Source organism: Micromonospora sp. MH33, from assembly GCF_003013775.1.
Lineage (GTDB): Bacteria > Actinomycetota > Actinomycetes > Mycobacteriales > Micromonosporaceae > Micromonospora > Micromonospora fulviviridis.
Genome location: NZ_MUYZ01000051.1, coordinates 1 through 16,033, shown reverse-complemented (window position 1 = coordinate 16,033; position 16,033 = coordinate 1). Strand labels below are relative to the sequence as shown.

Here is a 16,033-nt window from a genome sequence, read left to right as displayed (position 1 = left end):
GCCGCCGCGCCCGGCATCGCCAGCCGGTCAGACGCCGACCGGGTCGAGCAGGTCGAGCACCTGGGTGAGCGAGGTCAGCACCGGACCGTCCCAGCCGTGGTCGGCGTTGAAGACCATGTGGCCGGACAGGTCCGGGGCGCCCAGCCGGACCGCGGTCATGCCGGCCCGCTCGGCGCCGGTGAGTTCCTGGCTGCCGCCGTCGCCCACGTAGAGGCAGTCGGCCGGCGTGAGGTCGAGCCGGTGGCAGGCGGCCAGGTAGAGCGCCGAGTCGGGTTTGCACCGCCCGACCTGCACCGAGAAGACCCGCACGTCGAGCAGCGGCGCGACCGCCAGCTGGGGCAGGAACGCCGGCAGCTCGTGGGTGCAGTCGCTGATCAGGCCGGTGCGGACGCCCTGCCCGCGCAGCGCGGCCAGCACCGGCACCGCCTCGGCGCGCAGCCGGGTGTCGGCGCGTACCGCCCGGTGCCGGGAGGCGACGGCGTCGCGTACCACCTCGTCGGAGGGGTGCACGCCGGCCTGGCCGCAGACCCAGCGCAGCGTCGCCTCGGCGCTGCCGAACCGCCCGCTGGCGCGCTGGTAGTAGCTGCGGTCGAGCACCTCGATCAGGGTCTCGGCCGAGCAGCCGAGCAGCTCGGCGATGGTCCGGTGGGCGGACCCGCGCTGGACGCAGCGGGTCAGCGTGCCGAAGAAGTCGAACAGCACCGCCTGGTACCTGGGCATGAGGGGAACGCTCCGGACGTCTAGGGGGGATCGCCGGGACGCGCATGATCGTAACGGAGTGCTGACGGTCCGTGGTGCCGGATGGCGTGTGAGTATTGCTCTCCGTGTCCCACCCTCCGCACCGCCCGCCGCTCGACGCGCTGACCGTCGGCGCGCTCGCGTTGGCCGTCACCGCCGTCTCGTCCTCGGCGCCGCTGGTCGCGTTCGCCGCCGCGCCGGCCCTGGCCATCGCCTTCTGGCGCAACGTGCTCTCGCTGACCGTGCTCGGGCCGGTCTCGCTGACCCGGCGGCGGGCCGAGTTCCGGGCCCTGACCGTCGGGGCGGGCCGGCGGGAGGGGCTGTACTGCGTACTCTCCGGGGTGGCGCTGGCCGCCCACTTCGCCACCTGGATGCCGAGCGCGCAGCTCACCTCGGTGGCCGCGGCCACCGCGCTGGGCGCCACCCAGCCGGTCTGGCAGGGGCTGATCGCCCGCTGGCAGGGGCGGCGGCTGCCCGCGGCGGTCTGGGCCGGCATCGCGGTCGCGGTGCTCGGTGCCGCGCTGGCCACCGGCGCCGACTTCAGCGTCTCCGGCCGGGCCTTCACCGGTGACCTGCTGGCGGTCGCGGGCGGCATGTTCGCCGCGGTCTACACCGCCTTCGGTGAGCGCGCCCGGGCCAGCATCAGCACCACGACCTACACCACGATCTGCTACGGCGTCTGCGCGGCGATCCTGCTGGTGGTCTGCCTGGTCGGCGGGGTACGCCTGCACGGCTACGACGGCGCCACCTGGCTGGCGATCCTCGGCCTGGTGGCCGGCGCCCAGCTGCTCGGCCACTCGATGTTCAACTACGCCCTGCACCGGGTCTCGGCCACCACGGTCAGCGTGCTGATCCTGCTGGAGGCGCCCGGCGCGGCGCTGATCGGCTGGGTCTGGCTGGGTCAGCTGCCCCGCACGCTGGCCCTTCCCGGGCTGGGTCTGCTGCTGGCCGGCGTCGCCGTCGTCATCCTCGGCGGGGCCCGGGCCGGCCGCCGCACCGAGCCGGTCGCGGTGCCCGCCGATCCCGCCCCGCTGGCCGACTGACCGCTTTTGCGGAAAGTGCCCCCCGCCCGGCCCGATTCCGTGAAAGTGCGGAGGGTGGGGGCGGAACGGGAACGCGACGACGCGGCCGAGCGGGGAACGATCGTCACCCCGTCGGCCGAGTTGCCGCCGCTCGGCCCCGAGGAACGGGCGGCCCTGGGCCGGATCGGCGAGCGCTGGCGGGAGCCGCGCGACCCGGACGAGCTGCCCGTCGACCCGACCCTCGGGCGTAGCGGCCGGCCCCCGCGGCCGACCCGGTTCGGCCGGCTCGTGCCGATCGAGATGTTCAACGTCGGGGAACCGGACGAGCTGGTCGCCACCGAGCCGGCCCACCTGCCCGGCTCGCAGACGGGGCGGCTGCTCACACGGGCCCGTCGGACGCTGTTCGGCCCGCCGCTCTCCAGCGCCTCGGTGCTCTACGAGCGGATGCGCAAGCTGGTCGCCCTGCCCGTGCTCTCGTCCGACCTGCTCAGCTCGGTGGCGTACGGGCCGGAGGCGATGCTGAGCGTGCTGGTGCTGGCCGGCACGGGCGCGCTCGGGCTCTCCCTGCCGCTGGCCGCCCTGCTGGTGGTGCTGATGGTCGCGGTCGGGCTGTCCTACCGGCAGACCATCCCGGCGTACCCGCACGGGGCCGGTTCGTACATCGTGGCCGGCGACAACCTGGGACGTATCCCGGGACTGGCGGCGGCGGCCGGCCTGATGCTCGACTATGTGCTGACCGTGTCGGTGTCGGTGGCGGCCGGGGTGCATGCGGTCACCTCGGCGCTGCCCGGGCTGGCCCCGGTCACCGTGCCGCTCGGGGTGCTGGTGATCGCCCTGCTGCTCGCCGGCAACCTGCGCGGCGTGCGCACGGCCGGGAACCTCTTCGTGCTCCCCACGTACGCCTTCGTGGTCGCGGTCCTCGCGCTGCTGGTGGTCGGCTACGCGCGGGCGGCGGGCCGGGGCTTCGCGCCGGTGTCGCCGCCGCCGGTGCCGGCCGCCGAAGGCTTGGGCCTGCTGCTGGTGCTGCGGGCGTTCTCCTCCGGCGCGGTGTCGATGACCGGTATCGAGGCGGTGTCGAACGCGGTCCCCGCCTTCCGACCCACCGAGTGGCGCAACGCCCGCACCACGCTGGGCTGGATGGTCGCCATGCTGGTCGCGCTCTTCGCCGGCCTGGTCGGGCTGATCCACCTGGACGGCCTGGTCCCGCGGCCGGGCGAGACGGTGCTCTCCCAGCTCGGCCGGGAGACCTTCCCGACCGGCCCCTGGTACGCGTTCCTCCAGGCCACCACCGCGCTGATCCTGCTACTGGCGGCGAACACCGCGTTCAACGACTTCCCCCGGCTGCTCTTCTTCATGGCCCGGGACGGCCACGCCCCCCGCCGGTTCCTCCACATGGGCGACCGGCTGGCGTTCAGCAACGGCCTGGTCGCGCTGTCGCTCGCCGCAGGGCTCGTCTTCGTCGTCTTCCGCGGCAACACCGCTTCGCTGATCCCGCTCTACGCCGTCGGCGTCTTCCTCGCCTTCACCCTGTCCCAGAGCGGCATGGTGGTGCACTGGCGACGCCATCGCGGGCCGGGCTGGCGCCGGCGCCTGGCGCTCAACGCGGTCGGCGCCACCCTCTCCGGGCTGGTGCTGCTCACCGCGGCCGTGGCCAAGTTCAGCGAGGGCGCCTGGGTGGTGGTGGTCGCGGTGCCGCTGCTGGTGCTGCTGTTCCGGCGGATCCACCGCCACTACGCCACGCTGCACCAGGCCCTCGCGCTGCACCCGCCCGCGCCCGCGCCGCCCGGACCCGCCGGGTCCGCCGAGGGCGAGGAGCTGCCCCAGGAGGTACGCCACCTGGTCGTCGTGCCGGTGGCCCGGCTCAACCGGGCGTCGCTGCGGGCCCTGGCGTACGCGGCGTCGCTGGGCCAGCCCACGCTGGCCGTGCACATCGCGCCCGAGGAGGCCGAGGCGGACCGGTTCCGTGAGCAGTGGCAAGCCTGGGGCGACCACCTGCGGCTGGAGACGATCGTGTCGCCGTACCGGGCGGTCATCGGGCCGCTGGCGCACTACCTGGAGGCGCTGCACACCACCCGGCCGGAGCTGACCCTGACCGTGATCGTGCCCGAGGTGGTGCTCCGCCGCCGCTGGCACCGCCCGCTGCACAGCCGCGTCGAGCAGCGGCTCCGTGCCGCCCTGCGGGCGCTGCCCGGTGTGGTGGTCACCAGCGTCCCGGTCCACCTGGCCGAGTGAGCGTCAGACGTCGTGGACGTCGAGGACCTGGGTGGTGGGGGCGGCGTCGCCGAGCGCGGCGCGCAGCGCCACCCGCTCCGGGTCGACCAGGAACGCGTCGTAGCCGGCCCGCCCGGCGAACCGGATCACGTGCACCTCGGTCTGTCCGTCCCCGGTACGCAGCCGCCGCTCCAGCCGCCCGCCGTGCCGCCCGAGCAGGGCCAGCACCTGGTCCTCGTACCGCCGGCCGGCCTCCGGGCCGGCGCTCAGGTCGACCAGGGCGACCACCCGGAGCACATCGGCCGGGTCGTCGACGAGCGGCTTCCAGAACTGGTGGTCGACTTGGCCGCCCGGGATGCCGTCCCGGATGCCGGTGTCGGTGTAGCCGTGCCGGCGGTAGAAGTCCGGTGCCTGGAAGGAGAACGAGGCCACTGAGATCTCGGTGCAGCCGCGTCGCCGGGCCTCCTCCTCGGCGGCCCGCAGCAGCCGGCCGCCCCAGCCCTCGCGGCGGCGGTCCGCCCGTACCCACACGGTGTTGATGCCGGCCCGGCCGCCCCAGGTCCACCCGGTCAGCCCGGCCACCAGGTCGCCGTCGGGGTCGACGACGCGCACCGTCAGGTCGGCCTCGTCGGTGGCGCCGGTGGCGGCGTTGTTGAAGGCGGTCAGCTCCCGGTCGATCCGGGCGGCCAGCTCGTCGTCCGCGCCCCCGACGTGCAGGGTCGGTCCCTCGTGCTCGGTCATGCGGCGGAGTATGGCAGCGGACGGCCCCGGCGAGGACTCAGGCGTCGATCCCGACGGCCTTGGCGCTGGCGGTCCAGAGCCGGGCGGCGAGGGTCGGGTCGGCCGCCTTGGGCAGCGGCCGGCGGAGTCGCCGGTCGGCGTAGTAGCCGCCGTCGACCAGCCGGGCCGGGTCCTGGTTGGCCAGCCAGACCAGGGTCTCCGCGCCCCGCTCGGGGCTGCGGAACGGCAGCAGCCGCATGCCGAGGGCGACCAGCCGGCTGTCGTTGCCGAACCGGGTGCGCACCACGCCGGGGTGGAACGAGTGCGCCGGCACCTCCGGCCAGCGCCGGGCCGCCTCGGCGGTGAACAGGATGTTCGCCTGCTTGCTGGTGCCGTACGCGCGCATCGGCCGGTAGCGGCGCAGCGCGGCGTTGAGGTCGTCCGGGTCGAGCACGCCGCTGCGGTGCGCGCCCGAGGCGGTCACCACCATCCGGCCGACCCGGTCCCGCAGCAGGTTGCTGAGCAGGAACGGCGCGAGGTGGTTGGCCTGCATGCTCAGCTCGAAGCCGTCGACCGTGGTGACCGGCTGGAGCACGATCGCCCCGGCGTTGTTGGCCAGCACGTCGATCCGGTCGTACGCGGCGCGCAACTGCCCGGCGAGCCGGCGTACGTCGTCCAGCACGGCGAAGTCGGCGCGGAACAGCTCGGGCTGCTCGCCGCAGCACTCCCGGACCCGTTCGCCGGCGGCACGCAGCCGGGCCGGATCCCGGCCGACCAGTACCACCCGGTCGCCGCGGCCCGCCAGGTCGACCGCGGCGGCGAGTCCGATGCCCGAGCTGGCGCCGGTCACCACCACGGTCCGCCGCTCAGTGAGATCTTCCACAGGTCCATTCACCCCGGTCACGGCACGAGGTTACCGTGGCGTCACAACGCCCTTTGGGATCGTTAAGTTCTCGTCTTTCACCTGGTGGCGTCGGCGTGCCCGCCGGACGCTGGAAGGAGCGCATCCATGGCCGCAGTCGGTCGCCCCCGCCGGTCCTGCCTCGCGGTACCCGGCTCCAGCGTCAAGATGCTCGGCAAGGCCCAGGGCCTCCCCGCCGACCAGGTCTTCCTCGACCTGGAGGACGCGGTCGCGCCGCTGGCCAAGCCGGACGCCCGGAAGAACATCGTCGCCGCGCTGAACGAGGGCGAATGGGCCGGCAAGACCCGGGTGGTCCGGGTGAACGACCTGACCACGCCGTGGACCTACCGGGACGTCATCGAGGTGGTCGAGGGCGCCGGGGCCAACCTGGACTGCATCATGTTGCCGAAGGTGCAGAACGCCGAGCAGGTGCACTGGCTGGACCTGCTGCTCACCCAGATCGAGAAGACCCTCGGCCTGGAGGTCGGCCGGATCGGCATCGAGGCGCAGATCGAGAACGCGGCCGGCCTGGTCAACGTCGACGCCATCGCGGCCGCCTCGCCCCGGGTCGAGACGATCATCTTCGGCCCCGCCGACTTCATGGCCTCGATCAACATGAAGTCGCTGGTGGTCGGCGCGCTGATCCCGGACTACCCGGGCGACCCCTACCACTACATCCTGATGCGGATCCTGATGGCCGCTCGGATGCACGACAAGCAGGCCATCGACGGCCCGTTCCTGCAGATCCGGGACGTGGACGCGTTCCGCGAGGTGGCCAAGCGCTCGGCGGCGCTCGGCTTCGACGGCAAGTGGGTGCTGCACCCGGGCCAGATCGACGCGGCCAACGAGGTCTACTCCCCGGCCCAGGACGACTATGACCACGCCGAACTGATCCTCGACGCGTACGACTGGTACACCTCGGAGGCGGGCGGCAAGCTCGGCGCGGTGATGCTCGGCGACGAGATGATCGACGAGGCGTCCCGCAAGATGGCGCTGGTGATCGCGGCCAAGGGCCGGGCCGCCGGGATGAGCCGTACCTCCTCGTTCACCCCGCCGTCGGAGTGACCGCCAGCCGCTGACCGCGACGGGCCGCCCCGGCCGGCCGGGGCGGCCCGTTTGCGTCAGTAGCTGCTGGAGCTGTCCGAGTTGATGGCGATCACGATCATCACGACGTAGAAGATGATCAGCAGCACCAGTAGGGCGGTGAGGATCCAGCCCACGATGATGGCCGCCTTCGCCATGCCCTCGCCCTGCTCGCCGGTCTCCCGGATCTGCTTGCGGGCGACGTGGCCCATGATCGCGCCGATCGGGGCGGTGATGCAGGAGGTGAAGCCGACCAGCGAGAGCACCAGCGCCACGATGGCCAGGGTGTTCGTCTTGCTGGACGGGGGCGCGTAGCCGGGGTACGCCGGCGGCGGGTAGCCGGCCGCCGCGTACGGATCGCCGGGCGGCGGGTAGCCGGGCGCTGCGTACGGGTTGCCGGCCGGCGGGTAGCCGGGTGCGGCGTACGGGTCGCCGGACTTCATGCCGGCGTACGGGTCGGCGGGCGCGTACGGGTCCGCCGAGGTCGGCTGGGTCGGGATGGGGTTGCCGGCCATCGGCAGCGTCGGGTCGGCCGGCGGGCTCGACTGCGGTCCGGCCGCCGCCGACGGGTCGTGCCAACCACCGGGCGGTGGGGGATAGCTCATCAGATCATCTCCATGGACGTGGTGCGGTCAGGGTAGCCATCGGCGGGCAAGTCGCAGGACCCCCTTTCCGGGTGCCGCGTTGCCCGGGACGTCCACAACGGGCAGGATCGCGGCATGGCACTTGACGCGCGCGGCGGTCGGTCGAGACGAGACGTCAGCCGGCCGGGGCTGGTGCGCCGGCCGCGCGGCGGCGGCCCGACCGGCTCCGCCGACCAGGACCAGCCGGCACCGCTCGAAGAGCCGGCCACCATGCGCCTGGACGGCCGGGTCGCGCTGGTCACCGGCGCGGGCAGTCCGGACGGCATCGGGTACGCGACCGCGCGCCGCCTGGCCGACCTGGGCGCCCGGGTGGCGATCGTCTCCACCACCCGGCGGATCCACGACCGGGCCGGCGAACTGGGGGTCACCGGCTTCGTCGCCGACCTCACCGACGAGTCCGAGGTGGGCGCGCTCGCCGACGCGGTGGCCGAGCAGCTCGGCGACGTCGAGGTGCTGGTCAACAACGCCGGCCTGGCCAGCCGGGCCAGCCCGGAGGTGCTCCGGCCGGTGGCCCAGCTGACCTACGACGAGTGGCGCGGCGAGATCGACCGGAACCTGACCACCGCGTTCCTGTGCAGCCGCGCGTTCATCGGCGGGATGGCCGAGCGGGGCTGGGGGCGGATCGTCAATCTGGCGGCCACCGCCGGCCCGGTCAACGCGCTGCCCACCGAGGCCGGCTACGCCGCGGCGAAGGCCGGCGTGGTCGGGCTGACCCGGGCCCTGGCCATGGAGATGATCGCCGACGGGGTGACCGTGAACGCGGTGGCGCCCGGCATCATCCACACCGCGGCGTCCACGATGGTCGAGATCAAGCAGGGTCTCGGCACCCCGGTCGGCCGCCCCGGCACACCGGACGAGGTGGCCGCGGCGATCGCCTTCCTCTGCTCGCCGGCCGCCTCCTACATCACCGGGCAGATGCTGGTGGTCGACGGCGGCAACAGCGTCCGCGAGGCCGAGTTCCGCTGACCGTCAGTAGCCGCGGCCGTTGTCCGAGTTGGCCCAGAAGGCCAGGCCGATCCAGCCGCAGCAGACCAGCAGTCCGATCGCGGTGAAGACGTAGCTGAGGATCAGCCCCCAGGTGGCGAGCTGGTCGCCCTCCTCGCCGGTCTGCCGGATCTGCCGCTTGGCCAGGTGGCCGCAGACGATGCCGGCCGGGGCGAAGACGAAGGCGAGGACCAGCGACAGGATGGCGAGCACGTTCGGCCCGCCGCCGCGCGGCTGCGGTCCGGGGCCGGGCGGCCCGTACTGGCCGTACGGGGGCTGCGGGGCGTAGGGCGGCTGGGCGGCGCCGGGTGGCTGGTGCCCCCAGTGCGGCTGCTGCTGCGGCTCTCCGTACGGCTGGCCGTAGGCGGGCGGCTCGTACGGCGACGGTGGCTGATCCGGCTCACCGGGTGGTTGGCTCACGCCCTCCTCGCCCCCTCGCCTCGCAGGTCGACGGCCCTCTCTCTTGCGGACGCTACCCGCAGCGGTGAACCTTTTCACAGCGGTTGTGTGGACTGGTCACCTTGGCTCCACCGGTCCCGGGGCCGATACTGACCCAGCGTTCAGTTACCCACGAGTAGTGCGCCGATCCCCCGGAGGCTGAGATGGCCCGACTCGCCCAGACGCCCGGCCTGACCGATGTGCAGCGGTCGATCCTGGAAACCGTCCGGGAGTTCGCCGACAAGGAGATCATCCCGCACGCCCAGCGGCTGGAGCACGCCGACGAGTACCCCACCGACATCCTCGACGGGATGCGCGAGATGGGGCTGTTCGGCCTCACCATCGACGAGGAGTACGGCGGTCTCGGCGAGTCCCTGCTGACCTACGCCCTCGTGGTAGAGGAGCTGTCCCGGGGCTGGATGTCGATCTCCGGCATCGTCAACACCCACTTCATCGTGGCGTACCTGATCTCCCAGCACGGCTCCGCCGACCAGAAGGCCCGGCTGCTGCCCCGGATGGCCACCGGCGAGGTGCGCGGCGCCTTCTCGATGTCGGAGCCCGAGTGCGGCTCGGACGTCTCGGCGATCAAGTCGAGGGCGGTCCGCGACGGCGACAGCTACGTGCTCAACGGCCAGAAGATGTGGCTGACCAACGGCGCCTACTCATCGGTGGTCGCCACGCTGGTCAAGACCGAGACCGGGGCCGACTCGGTCTACGGCAACATGAGCACCTTCCTGCTGGAGAAGGAGCCCGGCTTCGGCGAGACCGCCCCCGGCCTGACCATCCCCGGCAAGATCGACAAGATGGGCTACAAGGGCGTCGAGACCACCGAGATGGTGCTCGACGGCGTCACCGTCCCCGCCTCCGCCGTGCTCGGCGGCGAGGAGAAGGCCGGCCGCGGCTTCTACCAGATGATGGACGGCATCGAGGTCGGCCGGGTCAACGTGGCCGCCCGCGCCTGCGGCATCTCCATCCGCGCCTTCGAGCTGGCCGTCGCGTACGCCCAGCAGCGCCGCACCTTCGGGCAGCCGCTCGCCAAGCACCAGGCCGTCGCGTTCAAGCTCGCCGAGATGGGTACGAAGATCGAGGCCGCGCACGCTCTCATGGTCAACGCGGCCCGGCTCAAGGACGCCGGCCAGCGCAACGACGTCGAGGCCGGGATGGCCAAGCTGCTGGCCTCCGAGTACTGCGCGGAGGTCGTCCAGGAGGCGTTCCGCATCCACGGCGGCTACGGCTACTCGAAGGAGTACGAGATCGAGCGGCTGATGCGCGAGGCGCCGTTCCTGCTCATCGGCGAGGGCACCTCGGAGATCCAGAAGACCATCATCTCGCGGGGCCTGCTCAAGGAGTACAAGCTCTGACGGCTGCTCGCCCCGTCGGCCGCTCCGGCGGGGCGAGACCTCAGCCGTCCGCCCGGGTCACGCCGGCCGGGACGTGCCGGCGGGCCCGGTTCACCAGCGCCTTCGGGTCGTCGGCGTACAGCCGGATCTCCCGTACCGGCGCGCTCGGGCCCTTCGGCAGGCGCACCGACAGCGGCTCCCGCAGCACCACGTCCACCGCGGTCTGGCTGCCCACGCCGAGGTTCAGCACCGCCGCGTCGTCCGGGTCGTACTGCACGGCCCGGCTGGACGGCAGCGACCGGTAGCGCGCCTCCACCCGGGCGACGGCGGTCCACGGGATTCGGATGTCGAGCGAGACGCCGTTGCGCAGCCGCAGGCCGGTGTCGTCGACGACGTGCGGGTGGATCCGCAGGCTGGCGAGCAGGCCGACCATCCACAGCACGCCCCAGACGCCGAGCCCGATGGCGACGTGCCGCACGGTCGGCCAGCCGATGGTGTGCCGGAGGATCAGGTCGAGGACCGGGATCTCGAGCGCCGACAGCGCGATGAAGACGCCGAGGATCGGCTGCACCACGCCGCCGTAGCCGAAGGTCTCCGCACCCGGCGCCACCGGGTGCGGCCGCCGCAGGACCCACCGGGCCAGGCTGCGCCACATGCCCCACTCGTACGCGGCCGCGCGGCGCGCCAGCCTGACCACGTCGACCTTTGCCATCCCCGCCCCCCTTCTTTTTGCATTGCAGTTGCAACGTAAAGGCTGGCGGGGAACGTGTCAATGCAGTCGTATTGTGAAAGCATGGGGGGATGCCGAAGCGGGTCGATCACCGGGAGCGCCGCGCGCTGATCGCGGACGCGCTCATGCGGGTCGCGGCCGAGCAGGGACTGGAGGCGGTCAGCCTCCGGCACGTGGCCGCCGCGGCCGGGGTCAGCTCCGGAATGGTGCAGCACTACTTCCGCACCCGCGACGAGATGATGACCTTCGCGCTCGCCGTGATCCGGGACCGCAGCGAGGCCCGGGTGACCCGGGCGGTCGCGGCGCTCGGGGAGACACCGGCACCGCGCGAACTGCTGCGGACCATGCTGGCCGAGCTGCTGCCGCTGGACGAGGAGCGCCGTGCCGACGGCCGGGTGGCGCTGGCGTTCCTGGCCTACACCGCCGTACGCCCGGCCGTCGCCGCCGCGCTGCACGACGAGACGGCCGCCCTGCTGGGCTTCATCGCCGGTCTGATCCGCTCCGGTGCCGGCCCGACGGTGGATCCGGAGCGGGCCGCGGTCGGATTGCTGGCGGTGATGGAGGGACTCGGCATCTACCTGCTCGGCGGGCACTACCCGCCGGAGACCGCACTGGCCGCCCTCGACACCCAGCTCGACCTGATCTTCGGCCCCGAGCCGTCGCCGGCCTGAACTCGCGCCGGCGGGGGCCTCAGCCGCGCCGCGTGAGGCCGCCGGCGGCGCGCTCGATGATCAGGCAGCGGTCCTCGACGTAGTCGATCCCCGCCTCCTCGGCGATCCGCCGCGCCTCGGCCGAGAAGATCCCGAGCTGCAGCCAGACCGCCGGCGCGCCGATCGCCACCGCCTGCCGGACCACCTCGACGGCGTCCGGGGCCGGGCGGAACACGTCGACCAGATCGACGGGGTGCGGGATGTCGGCCAGCGACGGGTACGCCTGCTCGCCGAACAGCTCGTCCACGGTCGGGTTCACCGGGATGATCCGCCAGCCGTGCCGCTGCATCTCCAGCGGTACGCGGTGCGCGGCCTTGCCCGGGTCGCGGGACGCGCCCACGACGGCGATCACGGCGGAGTCGGCGAGAATCTGCTGGGCGGAACGCATTCGTCGAGCCTAGCCCCGTCGGCGGCGGACGGCCCGGCCTGGCGCCTGGTCACAGCAGGGAGAGCTGCTCGGCCGCAGGCGCCGGGGCGGGCGTGACGGGCAGCTGCCGATTCTCGCCGACCTCGCCCCGGTGCAGCCCGTGCCGGCGGGCCGCCATCCGCACCCGGGCGGTCACCTCCCGCTGGTACGCCTGCGGCGCGTACGCCCCGGCCTGGTAGAGCTGCCGGTAGCGGGGGACCAGGTGCGGGAACTCCCGGGCCAGCCAGCGCGCGTACCACTCGCGGGCACCGGGGCGCAGGTGCAGCGGCAGCGGGGTGACGCCGGTGGCCCCGGACGCGGCGATCGCGGCCACCGTGGCGTCGATCGACTCGTCGTCGTCGCTGAGCCCCGGCAGGATCGGTGCCATCAGGACTCCGACGGAGAAGCCCGCGTCGGTGAGCTGGCGTACCGCGTCGAGGCGGCGGCGCGGGCTCGGCGTGCCCGGCTCGACGGCCCGCCAGAGCGCCTCGTCCACGAAACCCACCGAGTAGGACAACCCCACCCGGGTCACCTCGGCGGCCTGGCGCAGCAGTGGCAGGTCGCGCAGCAGGAGCGTGCCCTTGGTCAGGATCGAGAACGGGTTGGCGAAGTCGCGCAGCGCCTCGATGATCTGGGGCATGAGCCGGTAGCGCCCCTCGGCCCGCTGGTAGCAGTCCACGTTGGTGCCCATGGCGATGTGCGCGCCGCGCCACTTCGGGGCGGCCAGCTCCCGGCGTACCAGCTCACCGGCGTTGACCTTGACGATCACCTTCCGGTCGAAGTCCGCGCCGGCGTCGAGGTCGAGGTAGGTGTGGGTGTTGCGGGCGAAGCAGTTGTGGCTGACCACCCCGTTGGCGATGAAGTCGCCGGTGCCGGTGGTGATGTCCCACAGCGGCAGCTCCAGCCCGAGGTCCTCGATGCCGGCCACCCGCAGCCGGGCCCGGCACTTGAGCGCCATGCCCTCGATCGAGCGCCTGCTGGTGACCGCCGGGTCGGTGAGGTGGAAGAAGCGCAGCCGCTCCGGCAGGCCGCCGGTCAGGCGGAGCTGCCGTACCCGGTTGAGGTTGCCCGGGTCGTCGAGCACCCACCGGAAGCCGAACCGGTCCAGGGCGGCGCCCGCCCGGTCCCGGCTCTCGTCGTCGCCGACGCTGATCCGGAAGACGCCCCGCCGGCAACTGCCGGCGGCGTCGAAGGTGCCGGCGAGGAGGCCCAGCCACCAGTCGTCCGTCGGCTCGTCCGCCGGGCGGATCAGCTCGGCGACCGCCTCGGCGTCACCGGGCCGGGCGGTGCGGATCGCGGTCGTCGACCGGCGGCCCGCGCGGACCGTCGGGCCGGGGATGCGCTCCGTGCCGATCCCGGCGTCGGCGAGGAACCGCTCCGCGCGCGCCAGCGCCTCATCCTCGGCGGTGGCCAGCCGGAAAGCGGCTGCCCGGGTGGTCGGCGTCGCGCACCAGGGCGCAGAGGTAGCCCCGCCGGTAGTCGGCGGAGCGCTTCGGGGCGGCCGCGAACCGGCCGGTGCCGAGCAGCCGGTTGCGGGTGGTCAGGTAGGGCCGCCGGCCGCCACCCCGCATGCTGCCGGTCACGTGCTTCCAGCCGCGTTCGGTGAGGAACCGGTGGTCGCCGCTGGCCACCAGGGTGGTGCCGTCCTCCAGGGTGACCCGGTGGGCCCGCTTCACCGTCGACCACTTGTCGAGCACCGTGGTCACCACATAGTGCCGGTAGGCCCCGCGCCGCTCGGTGCCGTAGATCCGGTCGCCGACCTCCAGCTCGCTGATCGGCCGGGTGCGGCCGTCGGCCATCAGGATCGGCGTGTCACCGGCCAAGCAGTAGACGCACGCATGGCTGCAGCCCCGGTAGGGGTTGACCGTCCACTCGAACGGGACGCGGGACTGGCCCGGCACCCGGTTGATGATCGACTTGGCCCGTACCTCGTAGAAGGTCATGCCGGCGAAGCCGGGGGTGTCGAAGGTGCGGGCGATCGCGCCGGGGAGCGCCAGCGGCAGGGGTGGAGTCGCTGGCGCTGCCCCGTCGGGAGTCCCCTCGTCCGGGGGAGCGGAGAGGTTGTCCCAGCGCATGGGCTTCATTCGAACATGCGTACGAAGGAAGCGCAAGTGACCCGCCGAACACCGGACACCGGAGTGGGGTGGGCGGGGTGCAGGATGGGGGCATGGAGACGTCGACCTTCGTCTACGACGGCGACTGCGCGTTCTGCACCCGCTGCGCGCAGATCATCGAGCGCCGGATCCCGACCCGGGCCCGGGTGCTGCCCTGGCAGTTCGCCGACCTCGACGCGCTCGGCCTGACCGCTGCCGAGTGCGAGGAGGCGGTGCAGTGGGTCGGCGGGGACGGCGTGCGCGCCGCGGGACCGGACGCCATCGCCCGGCTGCTCGGCGACAGCAACCCCCTCTGGCGGATCGCCGGCGCCGGCCTGCGGCTGCCTCCGGTTCGGGCGGCCGCCTGGCCGGCGTACCGCTGGGTGGCCCGCAACCGCCACCGGCTGCCCGGCGGCACCGCGGCCTGCGCCGTGCCGTCCGCCGGCCGCGACTGACCCGCCGGCTCGCGGTCAGGCGGGCAGGCCGGTGCAGGCGGTCCCGTCGATGGTGCAGGCCGTGGGCGTGGCGCTGATCGCCGCGCCGTTCACCCGGAACGTCACCCGGACCGTGCCGTGGCCGGGCACCCGCCCGCTGTCCCCGTCCGGCACGAAGGTCCACGTCGTGCCGTCCCGGCTGGTCCGGGCCCCGGTCACCGAGGTGACCTGGAGCGACTCGCGGGGCAGTACGACGACGAGGGTCCAGTCCGGCGCCGGCGCGGGACCCGGGTTGTCGATCGTCACCGCGGCGCTGTAACTGAGCAGGGCGCTCTCCTCGACGGCGAAGTCGGCGCGCAGCGCGACGGGCGTGGGTGGTGCTGAAGCGGTCGCCGACGGCGTCCTGGTCGCGGGCGGGGCGGCCGGCCCGCCGGGGGCCGGTGGAGCCGCTCTGGTCACCAGAGGTGCGGACGTCCGGGGGGTGGCGACGGTCGGTCCCGGCCGCTCGTCCGGTGCCCCGGTCGAGGCCGGGTCGGTGGCCGGCACGCCCGCGGCGGGCCCGACGGCCACCGGAGTCAGCCGTTCGGGCGTGCGCAGCACCGTGACGATCGAGTACGCCGTCGCCAGCAGCACGCCCAGCGAGGCCACGATGGCGACGTGGGCGAGCCTCGACCCGTCACCCCGGCCGAGGACGGCGCGACGCGCGGCCCCGGCCATGGCGACGATCCCGTCCAACAGGACGATCGGCAGGGTCCGCCGTGGCGGGGACGGTGGTGCCGGCACTGGGCCTTCCCCCTTCAGGTCGTCCGTCGGACCGGAATCCGGTCCTCCGGTCCCCGTGGTCACCGCCGGTCAGAGCGTGCGGAGCCCGTCGAGCAGCGCCTCGAGCAGTTCCCGGGACGGCACCCCGGAGAGCGTCAGCGGTTCGTGCGTCTCGATCAGCCCCGCCGCCAACAGATCGCCGAGCAGTACCCGGACGGTACCCAACGGCAGCCCCAGGTCGGCAGCGACCTCCGCCACCGACAGTGGACGGTGGCACCGCTCGATTATCCGGGCCTGTTCGGGAAAAAGCTGGGCGGTGGCAGGGGCCGCCCGCCGGGCCACGACGAGGGTGATCAGGTCGAGCCCGCCGTGCTCGGCCGTGAGGCGGCCCCGCGTCACCGTGTACGGCCGGGCCACCGGTCCGGCGTCCTCGTCGTACCACGCCTCGTCATCGTCTCCAGTGGTGCGCACCGCTGTCCCCGCCGGTCGCCGTGCGGGCCGGCTCGAGGTACCGGCCGGAGAGCTGCTCCGCGAGGGGGTCCTGCACGTTCCGGGACCGGCCGAGCAGCGGCCCGTCGGGAGAGCGGGCGACGGCCGGCTCGGCTCCGGGGACCCGGTCGACCAAGCCGTCCAGGGCGGCCGTCAGGCTGTCGGTGGGGACCGCTGAAGGAGTCATCTAGGTCCTCTCGCCGCTGTTGCGCAGCGTTGTCTCGACGATGTCGGGGCCGGTGGTGCCGGGTGCGGGCCGGACCGCCCCGGTCGGGCGGGTCCGCGTGGGCAGCCCGCCGCCGGCCGCCCCGGCCTGCGGGCGCGTGGC

The 16,033-nt window shown here is 73.7% G+C and carries 19 protein-coding genes and 1 pseudogene; 7 read left to right on the top strand and 13 right to left on the bottom strand.

Annotated features, from left to right (window positions below; translation table 11 throughout):
* Positions 1-27: 27 nt before the first annotated feature.
* Positions 28-720, bottom strand: coding sequence for an HAD family hydrolase (locus tag B0E53_RS11275; RefSeq protein WP_107076004.1), 693 nt, complete (start codon positions 718-720; stop codon positions 28-30).
* A 104-nt stretch (positions 721-824) separates the two neighbouring features.
* Here B0E53_RS11275 and B0E53_RS11270 point away from each other — a divergent pair, with 104 nt between their 5' ends.
* Both B0E53_RS11270 and B0E53_RS11265 read left to right on the top strand, forming a co-directional pair.
* A complete protein-coding gene (locus B0E53_RS11270; RefSeq protein WP_107076003.1) occupies positions 825-1,781 on the top strand; it encodes a DMT family transporter in 957 nt (318 codons plus the stop codon).
* Between the two features lie 54 nt (positions 1,782-1,835).
* Positions 1,836-3,992: an APC family permease gene (locus B0E53_RS11265; protein ID WP_246835343.1), complete on the top strand. Its 2,157-nt coding sequence runs from the start codon at positions 1,836-1,838 to the stop codon at positions 3,990-3,992.
* A gap of 3 nt (positions 3,993-3,995) precedes the next feature.
* Here B0E53_RS11265 and B0E53_RS11260 read toward each other — a convergent pair whose 3' ends face one another.
* Both B0E53_RS11260 and B0E53_RS11255 read right to left on the bottom strand, forming a co-directional pair.
* On the bottom strand, positions 3,996-4,712 hold the full coding sequence (locus tag B0E53_RS11260; protein WP_107076001.1) for a GNAT family N-acetyltransferase: 717 nt from the start codon (positions 4,710-4,712) through the stop codon (positions 3,996-3,998).
* A gap of 37 nt (positions 4,713-4,749) precedes the next feature.
* Entirely contained in the window at positions 4,750-5,574 is an 825-nt protein-coding gene (locus tag B0E53_RS11255) for an SDR family NAD(P)-dependent oxidoreductase (RefSeq protein WP_107076000.1), read from the bottom strand.
* A gap of 126 nt (positions 5,575-5,700) precedes the next feature.
* Between B0E53_RS11255 and B0E53_RS11250 the strand changes: the two genes are divergently transcribed.
* Positions 5,701-6,657, top strand: coding sequence for a CoA ester lyase (locus B0E53_RS11250; RefSeq protein ID WP_107075999.1), 957 nt, complete (start codon positions 5,701-5,703; stop codon positions 6,655-6,657).
* A gap of 56 nt (positions 6,658-6,713) precedes the next feature.
* Here the strand turns inward: B0E53_RS11250 and B0E53_RS11245 are convergent, their stop codons facing one another.
* Complete coding sequence (locus B0E53_RS11245; protein ID WP_107075998.1) at positions 6,714-7,280, bottom strand: DUF4190 domain-containing protein; 567 nt, start codon at positions 7,278-7,280, stop codon at positions 6,714-6,716.
* Positions 7,281-7,394: 114 nt separating this feature from the next.
* Between B0E53_RS11245 and B0E53_RS11240 the strand changes: the two genes are divergently transcribed.
* Positions 7,395-8,285 (top strand): SDR family NAD(P)-dependent oxidoreductase, encoded by an 891-nt coding sequence (locus B0E53_RS11240; RefSeq protein WP_107075997.1) that lies wholly within the window; start codon positions 7,395-7,397, stop codon positions 8,283-8,285.
* Between the two features lie 3 nt (positions 8,286-8,288).
* On the opposite strand, the gene B0E53_RS11235 is transcribed toward B0E53_RS11240, so the two are convergent.
* Positions 8,289-8,723, bottom strand: a complete 435-nt coding sequence (locus B0E53_RS11235) for a DUF4190 domain-containing protein (RefSeq protein ID WP_107075996.1) — start codon at positions 8,721-8,723, stop codon at positions 8,289-8,291.
* A gap of 182 nt (positions 8,724-8,905) precedes the next feature.
* On the opposite strand from B0E53_RS11235, the gene B0E53_RS11230 reads away from it, so the two are divergent.
* A complete protein-coding gene (locus B0E53_RS11230; protein WP_107075995.1) occupies positions 8,906-10,102 on the top strand; it encodes an acyl-CoA dehydrogenase family protein in 1,197 nt (398 codons plus the stop codon).
* Positions 10,103-10,142: 40 nt separating this feature from the next.
* Here B0E53_RS11230 and B0E53_RS11225 read toward each other — a convergent pair whose 3' ends face one another.
* Positions 10,143-10,793, bottom strand: coding sequence for a hypothetical protein (locus tag B0E53_RS11225; RefSeq protein WP_107075994.1), 651 nt, complete (start codon positions 10,791-10,793; stop codon positions 10,143-10,145).
* An 89-nt stretch (positions 10,794-10,882) separates the two neighbouring features.
* On the opposite strand from B0E53_RS11225, the gene B0E53_RS11220 reads away from it, so the two are divergent.
* Positions 10,883-11,482 (top strand): TetR family transcriptional regulator C-terminal domain-containing protein, encoded by a 600-nt coding sequence (locus tag B0E53_RS11220; protein ID WP_107075993.1) that lies wholly within the window; start codon positions 10,883-10,885, stop codon positions 11,480-11,482.
* 19 nt (positions 11,483-11,501) lie between these two features.
* On the opposite strand, the gene B0E53_RS11215 is transcribed toward B0E53_RS11220, so the two are convergent.
* The 4 genes and pseudogenes from B0E53_RS11215 to B0E53_RS39265 form a co-directional block, all read right to left on the bottom strand.
* Positions 11,502-11,909, bottom strand: coding sequence for a CoA-binding protein (locus tag B0E53_RS11215; RefSeq protein WP_107075992.1), 408 nt, complete (start codon positions 11,907-11,909; stop codon positions 11,502-11,504).
* Between the two features lie 49 nt (positions 11,910-11,958).
* Positions 11,959-13,011: a radical SAM protein gene (locus tag B0E53_RS39275; protein ID WP_348639654.1), complete on the bottom strand. Its 1,053-nt coding sequence runs from the start codon at positions 13,009-13,011 to the stop codon at positions 11,959-11,961.
* Between the two features lie 310 nt (positions 13,012-13,321).
* Complete coding sequence (locus B0E53_RS39270) at positions 13,322-13,726, bottom strand: hypothetical protein (protein WP_246835345.1); 405 nt, start codon at positions 13,724-13,726, stop codon at positions 13,322-13,324.
* Positions 13,727-13,735: 9 nt separating this feature from the next.
* Positions 13,736-14,002: pseudogene (locus B0E53_RS39265) on the bottom strand (radical SAM protein); the annotation flags it as partial.
* Positions 14,003-14,094: 92 nt separating this feature from the next.
* On the opposite strand from B0E53_RS39265, the gene B0E53_RS11205 reads away from it, so the two are divergent.
* Positions 14,095-14,475, top strand: coding sequence for a DUF393 domain-containing protein (locus tag B0E53_RS11205; protein ID WP_107075991.1), 381 nt, complete (start codon positions 14,095-14,097; stop codon positions 14,473-14,475).
* Positions 14,476-14,490: 15 nt separating this feature from the next.
* Here B0E53_RS11205 and B0E53_RS11200 read toward each other — a convergent pair whose 3' ends face one another.
* From B0E53_RS11200 to B0E53_RS11190, 3 genes are all read right to left on the bottom strand, one after another.
* Entirely contained in the window at positions 14,491-15,237 is a 747-nt protein-coding gene (locus B0E53_RS11200) for a cellulose binding domain-containing protein (protein WP_107075990.1), read from the bottom strand.
* 69 nt (positions 15,238-15,306) lie between these two features.
* Complete coding sequence (locus tag B0E53_RS11195; RefSeq protein WP_107075989.1) at positions 15,307-15,687, bottom strand: DUF742 domain-containing protein; 381 nt, start codon at positions 15,685-15,687, stop codon at positions 15,307-15,309.
* Positions 15,665-15,892, bottom strand: coding sequence for a hypothetical protein (locus tag B0E53_RS11190; protein WP_107075988.1), 228 nt, complete (start codon positions 15,890-15,892; stop codon positions 15,665-15,667). Before B0E53_RS11190 ends, B0E53_RS11195 begins: the two co-directional genes overlap by 23 nt.
* Positions 15,893-16,033 lie beyond the last annotated feature (141 nt).

Excerpts from the sequence above, each read along its gene's own strand:
- B0E53_RS11275 (WP_107076004.1), bottom strand. The coding sequence starts at position 720 with ATGCCCAGGTACCAGGCGGTGCTGTTCGACTTCTTCGGCACGCTGACC.
- B0E53_RS11260 (WP_107076001.1), bottom strand. The coding sequence starts at position 4,712 with ATGACCGAGCACGAGGGACCGACCCTGCACGTCGGGGGCGCGGACGAC.
- B0E53_RS11250 (WP_107075999.1), top strand. The coding sequence starts at position 5,701 with ATGGCCGCAGTCGGTCGCCCCCGCCGGTCCTGCCTCGCGGTACCCGGC.
- B0E53_RS11245 (WP_107075998.1), bottom strand. The coding sequence starts at position 7,280 with ATGAGCTATCCCCCACCGCCCGGTGGTTGGCACGACCCGTCGGCGGCG.
- B0E53_RS11240 (WP_107075997.1), top strand. The coding sequence starts at position 7,395 with ATGGCACTTGACGCGCGCGGCGGTCGGTCGAGACGAGACGTCAGCCGG.
- B0E53_RS11230 (WP_107075995.1), top strand. The coding sequence starts at position 8,906 with ATGGCCCGACTCGCCCAGACGCCCGGCCTGACCGATGTGCAGCGGTCG.
- B0E53_RS11225 (WP_107075994.1), bottom strand. The coding sequence starts at position 10,793 with ATGGCAAAGGTCGACGTGGTCAGGCTGGCGCGCCGCGCGGCCGCGTAC.
- B0E53_RS11220 (WP_107075993.1), top strand. The coding sequence starts at position 10,883 with ATGCCGAAGCGGGTCGATCACCGGGAGCGCCGCGCGCTGATCGCGGAC.
- B0E53_RS11215 (WP_107075992.1), bottom strand. The coding sequence starts at position 11,909 with ATGCGTTCCGCCCAGCAGATTCTCGCCGACTCCGCCGTGATCGCCGTC.
- B0E53_RS39270 (WP_246835345.1), bottom strand. The coding sequence starts at position 13,726 with ATGGCCGACGGCCGCACCCGGCCGATCAGCGAGCTGGAGGTCGGCGAC.
- B0E53_RS11205 (WP_107075991.1), top strand. The coding sequence starts at position 14,095 with ATGGAGACGTCGACCTTCGTCTACGACGGCGACTGCGCGTTCTGCACC.
- B0E53_RS11190 (WP_107075988.1), bottom strand. The coding sequence starts at position 15,892 with ATGACTCCTTCAGCGGTCCCCACCGACAGCCTGACGGCCGCCCTGGAC.